The organism is Enterococcus sp. HMSC076E04 (genome assembly GCF_001814285.1).
Taxonomy (GTDB): Bacteria; Bacillota; Bacilli; order Lactobacillales; family Enterococcaceae; genus Enterococcus_B; species Enterococcus_B lactis.
This window is the reverse complement of sequence record NZ_KV815572.1, coordinates 18,634-30,875: the sequence shown is the minus strand read 5'-3', so window position 1 is coordinate 30,875 and position 12,242 is coordinate 18,634. Positions and strand designations below refer to the sequence as shown.

Annotated in this window: 24 protein-coding genes and 1 pseudogene; 24 read left to right on the top strand and 1 reads right to left on the bottom strand. The window is 37.6% G+C overall.

The genetic code is table 11. The annotated features are described in order from the left end of the window. The 24 genes from HMPREF2961_RS01980 to HMPREF2961_RS01875 form a co-directional block, all read left to right on the top strand. Positions 1–695 (top strand): Rha family transcriptional regulator (locus tag HMPREF2961_RS01980; RefSeq protein WP_256277957.1); only part of this gene is annotated, 695 nt, incomplete at its 5' end. A gap of 177 nt (positions 696–872) precedes the next feature. Further along, positions 873–1,214 carry a hypothetical protein gene (locus HMPREF2961_RS01975; protein WP_010726204.1) on the top strand — a complete coding sequence of 114 codons (342 nt, stop codon included), beginning with the start codon at positions 873–875 and terminating at the stop codon, positions 1,212–1,214. Next, on the top strand, positions 1,207–1,878 hold the full coding sequence (locus HMPREF2961_RS01970; RefSeq protein WP_002286557.1) for a DUF1071 domain-containing protein: 672 nt from the start codon (positions 1,207–1,209) through the stop codon (positions 1,876–1,878). Before HMPREF2961_RS01975 ends, HMPREF2961_RS01970 begins: the two co-directional genes overlap by 8 nt. A 5-nt stretch (positions 1,879–1,883) precedes the next feature. After that, complete coding sequence (locus HMPREF2961_RS01965; RefSeq protein WP_070703877.1) at positions 1,884–2,570, top strand: putative HNHc nuclease; 687 nt, start codon at positions 1,884–1,886, stop codon at positions 2,568–2,570. Between the two features lie 2 nt (positions 2,571–2,572). Further along, positions 2,573–3,271, top strand: coding sequence for a helix-turn-helix domain-containing protein (locus HMPREF2961_RS15595; RefSeq protein ID WP_256277956.1), 699 nt, complete (start codon positions 2,573–2,575; stop codon positions 3,269–3,271). After that, on the top strand, positions 3,261–4,499 hold the full coding sequence (locus tag HMPREF2961_RS01955) for a DnaB-like helicase C-terminal domain-containing protein (protein WP_070703875.1): 1,239 nt from the start codon (positions 3,261–3,263) through the stop codon (positions 4,497–4,499). Before HMPREF2961_RS15595 ends, HMPREF2961_RS01955 begins: the two co-directional genes overlap by 11 nt. Then, the gene (locus HMPREF2961_RS01950) at positions 4,500–4,688 is read left to right on the top strand and encodes a hypothetical protein (RefSeq protein ID WP_002346393.1); all 189 of its coding nucleotides are present in this window, start codon (positions 4,500–4,502) and stop codon (positions 4,686–4,688) included. Then, a complete protein-coding gene (locus HMPREF2961_RS01945) occupies positions 4,685–5,020 on the top strand; it encodes a VRR-NUC domain-containing protein (RefSeq protein ID WP_002346392.1) in 336 nt (111 codons plus the stop codon). Before HMPREF2961_RS01950 ends, HMPREF2961_RS01945 begins: the two co-directional genes overlap by 4 nt. Then, complete coding sequence (ssb, locus tag HMPREF2961_RS01940; RefSeq protein ID WP_070703873.1) at positions 5,021–5,506, top strand: single-stranded DNA-binding protein; 486 nt, start codon at positions 5,021–5,023, stop codon at positions 5,504–5,506. 17 nt (positions 5,507–5,523) lie between these two features. Then, on the top strand, positions 5,524–5,685 hold the full coding sequence (locus HMPREF2961_RS01935) for an antitoxin (RefSeq protein WP_002323911.1): 162 nt from the start codon (positions 5,524–5,526) through the stop codon (positions 5,683–5,685). Further along, positions 5,682–5,990: a hypothetical protein gene (locus HMPREF2961_RS01930; RefSeq protein ID WP_083314196.1), complete on the top strand. Its 309-nt coding sequence runs from the start codon at positions 5,682–5,684 to the stop codon at positions 5,988–5,990. The genes HMPREF2961_RS01935 and HMPREF2961_RS01930 overlap by 4 nt, the downstream gene beginning before the upstream one ends. Further along, positions 5,987–6,262, top strand: coding sequence for a hypothetical protein (locus tag HMPREF2961_RS01925; protein ID WP_002333651.1), 276 nt, complete (start codon positions 5,987–5,989; stop codon positions 6,260–6,262). The genes HMPREF2961_RS01930 and HMPREF2961_RS01925 overlap by 4 nt, the downstream gene beginning before the upstream one ends. A gap of 127 nt (positions 6,263–6,389) precedes the next feature. After that, positions 6,390–6,893, top strand: a complete 504-nt coding sequence (locus HMPREF2961_RS01920) for a DUF1642 domain-containing protein (protein WP_070703869.1) — start codon at positions 6,390–6,392, stop codon at positions 6,891–6,893. A gap of 86 nt (positions 6,894–6,979) precedes the next feature. Beyond that, the gene (locus HMPREF2961_RS01915) at positions 6,980–7,174 is read left to right on the top strand and encodes a hypothetical protein (RefSeq protein ID WP_002318209.1); all 195 of its coding nucleotides are present in this window, start codon (positions 6,980–6,982) and stop codon (positions 7,172–7,174) included. Positions 7,175–7,204: 30 nt separating this feature from the next. Beyond that, entirely contained in the window at positions 7,205–7,435 is a 231-nt protein-coding gene (locus HMPREF2961_RS01910; RefSeq protein ID WP_070703867.1) for a hypothetical protein, read from the top strand. 6 nt (positions 7,436–7,441) lie between these two features. After that, positions 7,442–7,657 carry a hypothetical protein gene (locus HMPREF2961_RS15590; protein WP_070703865.1) on the top strand — a complete coding sequence of 72 codons (216 nt, stop codon included), beginning with the start codon at positions 7,442–7,444 and terminating at the stop codon, positions 7,655–7,657. Beyond that, the gene (locus HMPREF2961_RS01900) at positions 7,654–7,950 is read left to right on the top strand and encodes a hypothetical protein (protein WP_070703863.1); all 297 of its coding nucleotides are present in this window, start codon (positions 7,654–7,656) and stop codon (positions 7,948–7,950) included. Before HMPREF2961_RS15590 ends, HMPREF2961_RS01900 begins: the two co-directional genes overlap by 4 nt. A gap of 75 nt (positions 7,951–8,025) precedes the next feature. Further along, positions 8,026–8,442, top strand: coding sequence for an ArpU family phage packaging/lysis transcriptional regulator (locus tag HMPREF2961_RS01895; RefSeq protein ID WP_002318885.1), 417 nt, complete (start codon positions 8,026–8,028; stop codon positions 8,440–8,442). Between the two features lie 257 nt (positions 8,443–8,699). Beyond that, entirely contained in the window at positions 8,700–8,858 is a 159-nt protein-coding gene (locus tag HMPREF2961_RS15300) for a hypothetical protein (protein WP_002324921.1), read from the top strand. Between the two features lie 438 nt (positions 8,859–9,296). Further along, positions 9,297–9,434 (top strand): hypothetical protein, encoded by a 138-nt coding sequence (locus HMPREF2961_RS15295; RefSeq protein ID WP_098041843.1) that lies wholly within the window; start codon positions 9,297–9,299, stop codon positions 9,432–9,434. A 789-nt stretch (positions 9,435–10,223) separates the two neighbouring features. Beyond that, positions 10,224–10,655 (top strand): hypothetical protein, encoded by a 432-nt coding sequence (locus HMPREF2961_RS01885; protein WP_070703859.1) that lies wholly within the window; start codon positions 10,224–10,226, stop codon positions 10,653–10,655. 4 nt (positions 10,656–10,659) lie between these two features. After that, the gene (locus HMPREF2961_RS15585) at positions 10,660–10,887 is read left to right on the top strand and encodes a hypothetical protein (protein ID WP_070770326.1); all 228 of its coding nucleotides are present in this window, start codon (positions 10,660–10,662) and stop codon (positions 10,885–10,887) included. A gap of 64 nt (positions 10,888–10,951) precedes the next feature. Continuing rightward, a complete protein-coding gene (locus tag HMPREF2961_RS01880; protein WP_070703857.1) occupies positions 10,952–11,527 on the top strand; it encodes a hypothetical protein in 576 nt (191 codons plus the stop codon). After that, positions 11,528–11,845, top strand: coding sequence for an HNH endonuclease (locus HMPREF2961_RS01875; RefSeq protein ID WP_025477451.1), 318 nt, complete (start codon positions 11,528–11,530; stop codon positions 11,843–11,845). 156 nt (positions 11,846–12,001) lie between these two features. Here the strand turns inward: HMPREF2961_RS01875 and HMPREF2961_RS01870 are convergent. Continuing rightward, positions 12,002–12,167 (bottom strand): annotated as a pseudogene (locus HMPREF2961_RS01870) (YjzC family protein). Positions 12,168–12,242: the final 75 nt, after the last annotated feature.

Genomic DNA, 12,242 nt, shown 5'->3' with positions numbered 1-12,242 from the left:
AAGAATTAGTAATTTTGAAAAATAAAGAAGCTGTGACTACGAGCTTACAAGTGGCAGAAAGCTTCGAGAAAAAACATCAACATGTTTTAAGAGATATTGATGCACTAAAAAAAGATGTGTCCAATTTTGGACAGATGTTTGTGGAAGGTAATGAACCAGATTCATACGGCAGAAATCGACGAGTTTTCTTCATTAGTAGAGATGGTTTTTTCTTGTTGGCTATGGGTTTTACAGGAAAGAAAGCTATTTACTTCAAACAAAAATACATTGAAGCATTCAACGAAATGGAAGATGTTATTCGCAAGAATACTGTTCCTCAAACAATTGAAGATATGATGATCTACCAACTAGAAGAAATGAAAGATGTTAAAAAAGATGTCTCCATGCTTAAAGATACTATGCGAATTAGCGGACAACAAGAGTTTGAAATTAAGCAAAAAGGAAATATGAAAGTTATGGAAGTTTTAGGAGGTAAAGAAAGCCGAGCTTATGAAGAAATCAGCAAAAAAGTATTCTCGAAATTTTGGTCTGAATTTAAACGTACCTTTTCAATCCCAAGATATGGCGAGTTACCTCGTAAGAGATTCGATGATGCTGTTTCATTTATTGAAATGTGGTTACCAGAAACTGCGATCCGCATGGAAATCGATCAACTGAACAGACAACAAAGACTTTTCGGTGATGAAAATGAATAGAGCTGAAGCGCTAAGAATAGGGACGGTAATTGCTAATCGCTGGTGGAGACACAATAAACCAAGCATCCTAAGCCAACAACATATTGATAAGCAAAAAGCTTGGCAACAAATAAAAAAGTGACTCTGCCGGCAAGCAAAGAGTCACAAAGAAAACACATCATAAGGAGATTTTAGCATATGGAAAAAGAACTTTCCACTCTAGATCAATATTTGATTGATCCTGATTGGGGCAAGCCGAAAATTGAGGAAACAAGTGGTCGAAAAATCAGACGAAATCTTTTGACGAATGAAGAACTAGCTTGTGATCAAGATGATTTAGGTAACCTTGTAACTATTTGGGATCATGTTTATCTTATCCATTTATCGAAGCATTCGAATAAACCTGAATATATTTACGTCATCGAAGATGGCTTGATTGATGCGCTAGAAGAGTACGACAGAGATAACTTGATTGATATCTCTTATTACGGACCAGGTAAGAAATACATTGCTGAAATGGAGGCAGAATTTGATGAGTGAAATCAAAGGGACAACGAACTTTGAAAAACTTTTTAGTCGTAAGTTAAATAAAATTCTCAAGAAAAAAGGAAATTTTGATTATTTATCTTGGGCTCACGCGTGGGAGATTATGAAAAAGAATGATCCACAGGCAACGGTAACTATTAATGAGTACAAACACTACAGGGTTGTTTCTGGAACTCATCAAGACTTTCTTGTTGAGGAATATAAACCTTTTCTTATGGATGAAACTGGGACTTATGTATCTGTCTCAGTAACGGTTAAAGGACACACGGAAACCGAGTTATTTCCTGTTTTAGATTATCGAAACCAACCAGTTGTTAAGCCAAATGCTATGCAAATCAATAACTCATTGAAGCGATGCTTTGTGAAAGCATTGGCTCTACACGGACTGGGATTATATGTATTTCAAGGGGAAGATATTCCAACACCACCTAGAATCGATACAAAGAAATTAAACATGCTAGAGACGATTCTAGAAGCTTTCAATGAGCAGATGGGTAAAGATATGACCAAAACCTTAATCGAATATGTTAATGAGCAGACAGATAAATTAGGGCTCTTAGCTGATAACGTTGAAACTATTGAACAGTTAAGCTATGAGCAATGCGCCTTGATGGAGCGAGCAATAGCAGCTAAGAGAAAAGAATTGGATAAGAAGTGATATGAATGTTTAAACCGTTAATAGACTCATACTCGGCGGTACTAAGAAGATTCAAAGGCAACCAGATAGTGGCAAGAATCAATGAAGAAGTGAATATCGAGCGATTGAAGACGATGTATGACGGCTACGATGGCGATCGAGTCATTGAAATTCGCTTTATTGATCCACGTCGGTTCACAGTACAGCAAAGAAACTTCATCTATGCGCTCATAGGCGATATTTTCATCGATACAGGCATGCCAACGGACTTCTGGAAGGAATTCTTCTACTTCCGTTTTGAAGGTGTCACAGGGCGCGAAATAAGCCTCAAAGACGAATCGAATACAACCGTGAGTGATGCCAATATCTTAGCGAATATCATCCTAGATTTTATCTTTGAACATCATATTCCTTTCAAAGAAGGCTATGAGATTTTACCTGCGAACCAAGAGTACTACTTCTACAAATGCATTACAAAAAGAGTTTGTTGCATCTGTGGCAAAACAGGAGCTGACATCGATCACTTTGACAAAGCGCTAGGAAGACGAAAGCGCAAAGAAGTTGATCATTCAGAGTACACATTTGCAGCACTCTGCAGAATCCATCACACGGAGAAACACAAGATAGGTGTGATCAATTTCAAAAATAAATATCAAATCAAAGGAATCAAGTTAAACCAGGAGACAATCAAGAAGTTAAATATTGGAGGGTAAAAATGACAGAACATCGAAGTTATTATGCGATTATACCGGCCAACGTAAGGTACGACAAAAGACTTAAACCAAATACTAAGTTGTTATACGGAGAGATAACGGCCTTGTGTAATGAAAGAGGCTTTTGTTGGGCAGGCAATGAGTACTTTGCAGATTTATATGGTGTGAATAAAGAGACCATATCGCGATGGGTAAGTGATTTGATTAAGTTTGGATACTTGAATCGGGAAATCATTTACAAAGAGGGTACCAATCAAATAATCAATAGGTACCTACGAATTAATCAATACCCTATTGACGAAAAACGCAATACCCCTATTGACGAAAAAGTCAAAGATAATAATACATCTTTTAATAATACATTTAATAATATAGATCATTCTTCATCAAAGCTGAAAAATGACTTTGATAAACTTTGGAAATTATACCCTAGAAAAAAAGGGAAAACAGCTGCGTTCAAGCATTACAAAAAAGCAATCAAAGATGGTGCTACAAATAAACAGATACAAGATGGAATACTATCTTATAAAAAAGAAATAGAAACTAAAAAAATAGAAGAAAGCTATATCAAACATGGGTCAACTTGGTTTAGTAATCGTGGTTGGGAAGATGAATACGATTATTCTGTCAACACTAAAAAGACAATATCAGATGAGATAGCAGAATCACAGCGGAGGATAGCAGAAGCGTATGAACAATGAACTTAGTTTAGTGGCGGAAATGTTAAACAATCCATCTATCATTACAAGCATTGATGTAGATTCTGAATGGTTTGAAAATACTCAAGCAAAGATGATTGTCGAGTCATTAACAAGGCTTAGAGGAATGAACTACACCGTAGAACAGGTTCATAGGGAAATGCGCAGTATTGACTTATTGAACGCTGGAACAGTTGATGAATTAGAAACTCTAAAAGGATTAGCTAAGCAACTTGGTATCGAAAGAGAGTTAGCAAGACAAATACACGATAGCTATCTTGATCGTAGATTACACACAGCATCAATAGAGTACGCACAGACACTTTCTAAGACAGATGGTGACAAATTACAAAGGCTACTCGAAGAAAAGCGAGAAATCAATTTTATTAAGTCTGACGGCAGGTTAGATAAAGCATTCGCTGAATTTTGCGAAATGTTGGAAAAACCTAGTAACGCAATGACTACCTACAAACCATTAGATGACTTTTTAGGTGGAGGGATAACAGGTGGGAAATTGATTGTTTTGGCAGGTAGACCGGCAACAGGGAAAACGGCATTTGCCTTAAACATCATGTACGAGTTGTTCACAAAAAACGATAACGTAGCTTGCGACTTCTTTACTTTCGAGATGGGGCAAAATGAGCTGATGACTCGTCTTGTGTCTAAAGTAACAAGAATTAATTCACTGCTGTTCGTTGGAAAAGATAAATTGACCGACGACAACAAGAGAAAAGCAAGAAAAGCATACGAAGAAATGAAACAAGCGTTCGATATGCGTGTTTATACTTCTGAATACTCAAATTTGAATGATATTAAGTATGCAATCAAAAAACGTGTTGGGGCTAAGCGATATGTTGCTTTTGTAGACTACGCAGGACTTATCACTGTCAACGACACACGAAAAAATGAACGGCAAGTAATGAATGAAGTCACTAGGGAACTAAAAAAACTCACGACTGATTACGGAATCACGATTGTTTTATTGGCACAGTTAAGTCGTGCGGTTGAACAACGGCAAGATAAGCGGCCAATGCTAAGCGATTTAAAAGAATCAGGATCATTAGAGCAAGATGCAAACGTCACTTTGCTACTATCCGCTGATGAAAATGATAGCCAAAAGATACGGTGTGACGTTGCGAAAAACAGAGAAGGCATGACAGGTATAGCACCGTTTATTTTCAACAAGAAATTCATGGATTTTAGCATTGACTTTGACGAGTGGAGAGGATAAATGGACGGGGAAACTTATTTAGCAATCTTCAAAGAGAATCAATTGCAAAGAAGTAAGTTAGTAAGGTTATTAGAGAAACAAGTGATGATATTGACTGAAAACGACTTGATGGAGATGGCTGAAGAAACGAAATGGCTTGCGATAGAGATTGCAGAATATGAAAAGAAAAATGGAGTGGTAGACATTTGAACGAGTTAGACCTTCAAAAACAAATCAAAAACGAGCTAAGAAATTTAGGGCATAAGTGTTGGCAAGTAGATTCAGGAAAGAAACTGACTTACAAAACGAGAGGACAAGGGCTAGAAAAGGGCTTTCCTGATTTATTTGGGGCAAGAAGTGGTGATGGGAAACTATTTTTTGTTGAAGTGAAGATTGGCAAGGGAAGACCATCAAAAGACCAAGTGAAATTTTTGGAATCAGCGAACGAACACAAGGTATTGAATGGTGTGGCTTGGAATTTAGAACAAGCGATTGAGATAGTCGAAGGAAAAAGAACGATAAACGATTTGGAGGAAGAATAGATGATTAATACAGTGGCTTTAGTAGGAAGATTGACAAAAGACCCAGAGCTTAGAACCACAACAAGTGGAACAGGAGTAGCGACTTTCACATTAGCAGTAAACCGTGACTTCAAAGATGCGAATGGAAATAGAGAAGCAGACTTTATCAATTGTGTAGCGTGGAGAAAAACAGCTGAAATTTTAGCAAACTATACGAAAAAAGGTTCGTTAATTGGATTGATTGGGCGTATTCAAACCAGAAGCTATGAAAATCAACAAGGAAACCGAGTTTTTGTGACGGAAGTAGTCGTAGAACGCTTCAATTTACTTGAGAGCCGTTCTAACAACGATACAGGCGTTTCGAACAATCAGACGACAAATTATAAAGGGAACAACCAAAACAGCTCTAACGACTTATCACACGCTCAAAACAATCAATCAAAAAACGTTAATTCCAATCCGTTTGATGGTCCGTCAATGAATACTGATTTAGAACTTCCGTTTTAATGAGAAAGGAAGAGATCATGACAACAGAAGAAGTGATTCAAATGCGAATTCGAAGCATTCAACGTGAGATTGACGATCTGGAGCGGACAAAGGCAGTGATGGTCAATGAAACGGCGAGAAAGGCAATCGATTTGCACATAGAGAATTTAAGAAGGGAAATCCATCGATTGGAGGAATGAGCGTGGATAAGAAAGCAGCAATGAAAAGAATTGCTGAATTAACCAAGTCAGAATCTTGGCAGGAAGACAAAGAAATAGTTGCAGAAGTCCAAAAGCTCGGTAAATCAATGTGGAATGAAAAAACCAAACGGAGAACGCCGAGAAAAATTGCAATCTGGCATGGTGATCGAATTCTAGTAACAGGTACTGCTGAACAGTTATCTGAAATTACTGGATTAAGCAAAAACATTATTTGGGATAGAGCTAGGAGCTCATGGATTGATTCAAAAGGACGACAGTTTAGGTATGTGGAGGAGAAAAAATGAGAACAGAATGCAATAGATATCGAGATTATATGACTACTGGTCATAATACGATTGCTAACCATCGGATTTATAAATTCCCAAACGGTTGGGGAGCAAGTGTGATTTGCGGTTTTGGATCATACGGCTTGGAATTAATGCCTATCAGTTTTGATGGATCTTGTGATTACACCTTTGACTGGGAACCATTTGGATATTTGTCTGATGAGGAGATGGAAAACCATCTAACTGATATTTTCGAAAATGGCGGAAACTTTAAACGGGCAGGAATTTAGTCCACTATCCGAAGAAATAGCAGAAGCGAGGAATGAATGTGAGTAAATTAACCACCAAATTAGCGGACGATAATCAACAAACAGCGGTCTGTCGCCAATTATGGCGGCGGACGATAGGAGGAAGCAGATGAATAAACAGGAAACAATCAAAAAGTTAGAAAGTATTAAAGCGATAGGAAATGATGCAATAGCTGCTTGCTATAACGAGAGTATAAATGCAGGTATTACGTTAATGAAAAAAATAGACGAACCGCAGAAGCCAGTGGTGCCGAAGTTTGTGGCGGAATGGATAGAATACGCTAAAAAGAAAGGCGATAGTCTAGCTATTTCATTCAAGCCGTGGAACCTCTACGGTGTTGAGTATAGCAAGGCTGATAGATGGATTGAAGATAATCAAGAAACGTTTGCTCGTGCTTGGATAGACGGCTACGAGGTCGAGAAAGAGCCGTTGTATTATGTGAAGTTGCCAGTTATGTATTTTAATCGTTGGGATTTAGAGGCGTATCTAATGAAAGATGATAGAGGAAATATAACAATTGCAGACAACAACGATTTTGATGATATGAAATTTACGGAATCAGAAATAAAAGCAATTGATGAAGGATACTGGCCATTTGCTGTGCCAGTGTAAGAGGAGGCAGAAGGATGAGTGAAGATGAATACTTTGAACAGTAGTCTATTAACGACAGAGATTTTTAACTGGAAAGGGATGTAGTCATGGACGCATCGGAAGTAGTAAATAAAATTAATAGTCTCAAAGAGGTTTTCGGAGACGTCGAAGTAGTGATAAACGCACAAGGCTATGACAACGGATTTTTTAAGCAGATTACCGACATTAGCATTCAGCAAGGAATGGAAGACGAAGATGGAAACTTTATCGATGAAGTAGCCATTTTAGTGACTTGCGAGTAAGTAATTGACAGCTAAAGAGGAGGAAGCGGAATGAAATACGAAATACCACTAAGTGAAGCGGGCATTCAAGCAATTATCAATGGTCGGGAGGTTAACATAGAACTTCCTGATGGTACTGAATTAGTCATCAGACAAAGTTATTTGAAAGATATGGCAGCTCCAGTATTAATTGATCGTTTTAACGTGACCGATTCTGTGGTAGAGAACCACTTAAAAGAATTTCTATCAAGTATAGACAACACTTTCAGATTAGGGAGTTGATTGACAATGAACAACAGACATCGCAGAATAACAAAACTAAGAAAACAGGAACTGAATGTACTGAAGGTAAAGTTCGAACGGGAGTATGGTGTTTCTGCAGAAGAAGTAGTAAGACTTACTAGAAGTTTTATGAAGGATTTTGGTCAAATGGTAAGTGATATTGGAAAGGCTGTTACTTATCTTGGGGAAAATTTACAACGGAACATGGAGGAGAAAGAATGAAACTAAAAGACGGATTTTACGCTAGTAGTCATGGTATCGGCGGTTTAATGCTAGACATGCCGACAAAGAACCCTAAAACACGTAAGAAACCAAAAGTCAAAGTCGGTGACATGGTTCGCTGTGAAGCAGAGGAGTTCATCTATCCGTTTCGTGGATATGTAGAGCATCTCTATAATCACTCAGCAATCATCCGCATTGAAAACACGATGGAATGTGACAAGTGGTTAGCGAAAAGTAAAGAGAATTTAGCAGTGGTGAGATTGGTGGATATTGAACTAATCAATGACAAATAAAAAAGCCGGATCGCTCCGACTGATTCAATAAATCCAACACATTTATTATATCACATAAAGGAGCGGTTTGACTTGATGCAATTGTTACGAGAGGTAGATTTCAAACAGACAAGATGTAATGCGAGAGATGTGCTGAAGAACTTTCGGCGTTTGGAGCGGATGGCAGGTCGCTCTTTGATAGATATTAAGTCGCCGATTATTACGGATATGCCGAAGGCACCGAAGCACGGTAATAAGGCAGAAGACGCGATCATTCAAATGATGGATATAGAAGCGGAGAGAGATGCGATTCTAGCGGCTTTGATGGCTCTTAGTCTGATTAGCCGTCAGATACTCTATTATAGTTTCTGTGACGTAAACAAGCACTCTAATTATGAAATAGGGCAATTGATACGAGGATACGGTGAAAAGAATGTAGAGAAGCTGAAATCCATCGCGCTGATCGAATTTGCAGAAGCATACAAAAAAGGCGTGTTAGTTCAGTATCGTTGATTTTGTAGGGTTTTTGTAGGGATAGTGTAGGGTTTTTGAGTGTTTTAACGTGATATTATGGTAGTGTCGAAAGATTAGGAAACAGGATCGACAAAATAAAATGTAAGGGAGGAAATCTCCCTCATCGTTTAATTAAGCTTCGATAGACAGCAACGGAAATATTAAGAATAAGGATGTGAATTTCAACTCCTTCTAAATTGTTCTTATTATCTATCATCCGTTGCTGTCTATTAATTTATGTATTGGAGGGTAAGAATATGAAATTATCGATTGAAGGTACTTCAGGAGAAATAAAAGAGTTGCTCCAAGCTAATCAAGGTAGCGAGGAGCATGGCTTTTTGATTATTGATTATCAGAAGATTGGTTCTCATTTGAATGAAGCCATTCATGATATTCACGTAAATAATGAAGTGTGATTTGCATACTCATTGTTACGGAATATGTTGCTAAATCTTTAATGGGAATCGCGTTACTATTTTCTGTAAAAGACTTTGTAAGACTATTTGCTAAATCTTCATAATATTTTTTGTCGAATTGATTTACAAATTCATCGAATGATTTTTCCATGAGGAATACCTTCTTATAAATTATTTCAGCGGACCACTCGCTGATAACTAAAATTATACGCTTAGTATTTATTTTCACAATAAGAATTTATCGTAATAACTTTTGAGTAAATAGAACAAAAAACCTGCACTAGTTTCCGCTAGCACAGGCAGTGACTATATCGGTTGATAATCTAGCATATATTAAAAATAATTGCAAGAAAAGAAATTTATAGTGGTCGATACCAAATTATCAAAGCAATGTTATTTTGTTGCTGTCTATTAATTTATGTATTGGAGGGAAAACAAATGGATAAAGAAATCAAAGCAACTTTCAAATTAGATTTGACTGAACTAAAAGAACTGCTCAACAAGGCTAGTGACCAAGTCGAACAGTTACAAGAAACTTTAGATGAAATTGCTAATTTTAAAATCCAAGTTTCTTAGCAGTATATTTTTTAGCAGCTGCACTCATGAAATCATACCAAGTATCAGAAAAATATAACTTAACTAAATAATTAAAAAAGGTGGGTAAAGAGAAATGACGGCGTTAATAATTTCAATTTTTGCGCTCTGTCTTAATGTCTATATGATTGGATTTAAAAATGGACAAAATAAAAAATAGTAGCAGCCGAGAATAATTTTATAGTGTCACTGTGGCGGAAAGGTAACGCTAATAACTTAAATCAGTGGTAATGAACACTTGAGCTTAGTTTATGCAGCTAGGCAAGAGACCGTCGAGGGTAATGGGCAAGAGGCATCTTGAATAATTCCCCTAAAGATAGACAATTCTAGAGGTGAGAGCTTTTATGATGGAGAGTCTGTAAAATATCGGAAAATGGTGTTGCAATGTTCGATTCATTGCCAGTGACTTAAGGAACCTACGGAAACAATTCATCTTATCGGATGCCGATGAATTGGCTGACTAGTCGGGATGCCACTAGCAGTTAGAAGGCATAAAATACTAGCGCAGACGTGCGCCACTCTCAGGTGTAGGTTAGGAGAGAAACATTAGTTGGGGTTATTAGGAATACGATAACCTGCTTGCGACAAAGCTTTGTACTGTCGCGTTGGTCATGAACAGAGACGGTATTCTGTTTCAGTATTCGTTAGCAACCGAGGGATGTGGCAGTGGTGAGGTGCAGGAAGTATCAGACTTGTCTGTGTGTAGGTTGCTATTACATATTAGATCACTCTTTGAGTGGTCTTTTTATTTTAAGGAGGAGTGGTGCGAGAATGGATTCATTAGACTTTTTACAAAACAATGTAGTGAAAGAGTTGAAAGAAAAAGGATTCGAATTAGAAGATATTCAAAAGATGACTTTTGAGGATATGGCCAACAATTTATACTATCCTAAGTTCCGCCTTGAAGTAGACAGTCAGTACGGTGAATCTGTACTTTATGCAAGCGAGAAAGTTGTGAGCGAAAAGGATTCATTTATGTACACTTTGCCTAACGGTACTCTGATTATTACTAAACCTGCACTATCAAAATACATCGAGAAATTTGTTGTAGAGTCTGGTACGCAACACAGCGAACTTGGGAAACCCTTTTATACAAAAAAACGCAACGAACCTTGGGATAGAGATGAAGAATGTCTTGAGTATGAACGAAGCATATTGAAGAAGCGTGATGAAAAACCGGGACCTCCAATAAGAAAGGACTAACACCATGAGAAACTACTGGTACGTATCGCTAACTAATGAATATCCTCGAACCATTGATGATTGTTCAGTGCGTGTTGTGCGTTCTGTACAAATCAAAGGGAAGTACTCTATTGTCGAAATGCTAAGAGAAGCTACACCAAACGAAGTGGATAAATGCAAGCTGATATATTGCGGTCATGGCTATTGGAAAGACGAGTATATTCAACAAAACATTGAGAGATACATCAAATGAATGATAACTATGATTACATCAAGTTGTTAGCAAGTAATTATTAGATGTTTTTAGGAGGAAAACTATGAAATTAAAAGATTATATCAGAGAAGGGTATAACATTGTAACTTCACCAAATCTAGCTTACAAAATTCAAGAAGATTATCCCAATGCTTTAGTGTTTACTGATAGAGCTTTAGATGCCATTCCTATAGGGAAGTTATTAGTAGATCGTTTTTATAGCAATAGTCCAGCTGTTCTTAGAGCTAAGCCACTTCAAAACGCTTATGCTATTGAACGCTTTTCTTGTGAGTTTACTGGTTATAAGATAGTAGTACCAATAATGACAGAAGAGACAAAAAGAAAAGTAATGCAACAGACCAAAAAGAGGATTGATGAATTGGCGTTAGATGATAGAAGTAATAAGAATCTTCTAGAAATAAAACTGAAGGATACTGACTCAGTACCAGAAGTTTATTATAAAGGTCAACGAATGGATGAGATGCCGAGAGGTCTTATTGATATTACTTACCATTGGCACACGGAAGACGATGAGTACCAAGTGCCCAGAGGAGTTAACGACATCACTATTGAGTATTATGATTCACCTAATAACAAGTACTTAGATAGAAAAATCATTGGGCACAAGAGAGATATGTAAATGAAAGAAGCTAGACCTAGAGACGAGATAGACAAACTATACAAGACCAAACGATGGCGAGACCTAAGGCAAGTAGTAATAGCTAGGGACTTCGGCATGTGCCAAGAGTGCAAGCGTCGAGGGCGGAACACAAGGGGCACGATCATCCATCACATAGTCGAGGCGAGGGAAGACCTGTCACTGTTCTGGTCCGTAGATAACCTTGAATGTATCTGTGTAGCTTGTCACAACAGAGAGCATCCAGAGAGATCAGGCGGGAAGAAGAAACCAAAACCTAAATCACATATCGTTAAAATGTATTCAACTCCTGAAAGATAAGTTTGCAGCGAAATGAAGGTAGCTCCCCTACTCTAAAAGATTAAAGAGTAAGGCTTGAGAAGAACGGTGCTGTCCTTCCTTCGTAAAAAGACCGCTTTTCAAGTTTTTTGGAGAAAAAGGAAAAAGCCGACCAATTTAAGCCAGTTTTGGACGAAGCTATTTCTTAGTCCATTTGTTTCCTTTTTTGAGAAGTAGGAGGTGATCGGTCGCCTGGATCAATTTTTACTTCTCGTCCGCCTTGGACATTTCCACCACGAGGTCCCACTTCTTTATAGGTTCCTTTTGGTTTATTGTCTTCGCCGGGTTTATAGAGTTCTCCCATAGGAATCCCTCCCTAAAAAATTTCGGCACAGCACTGCCGATAACTTAATTATAAGGATTGTGATAACGATTTCAA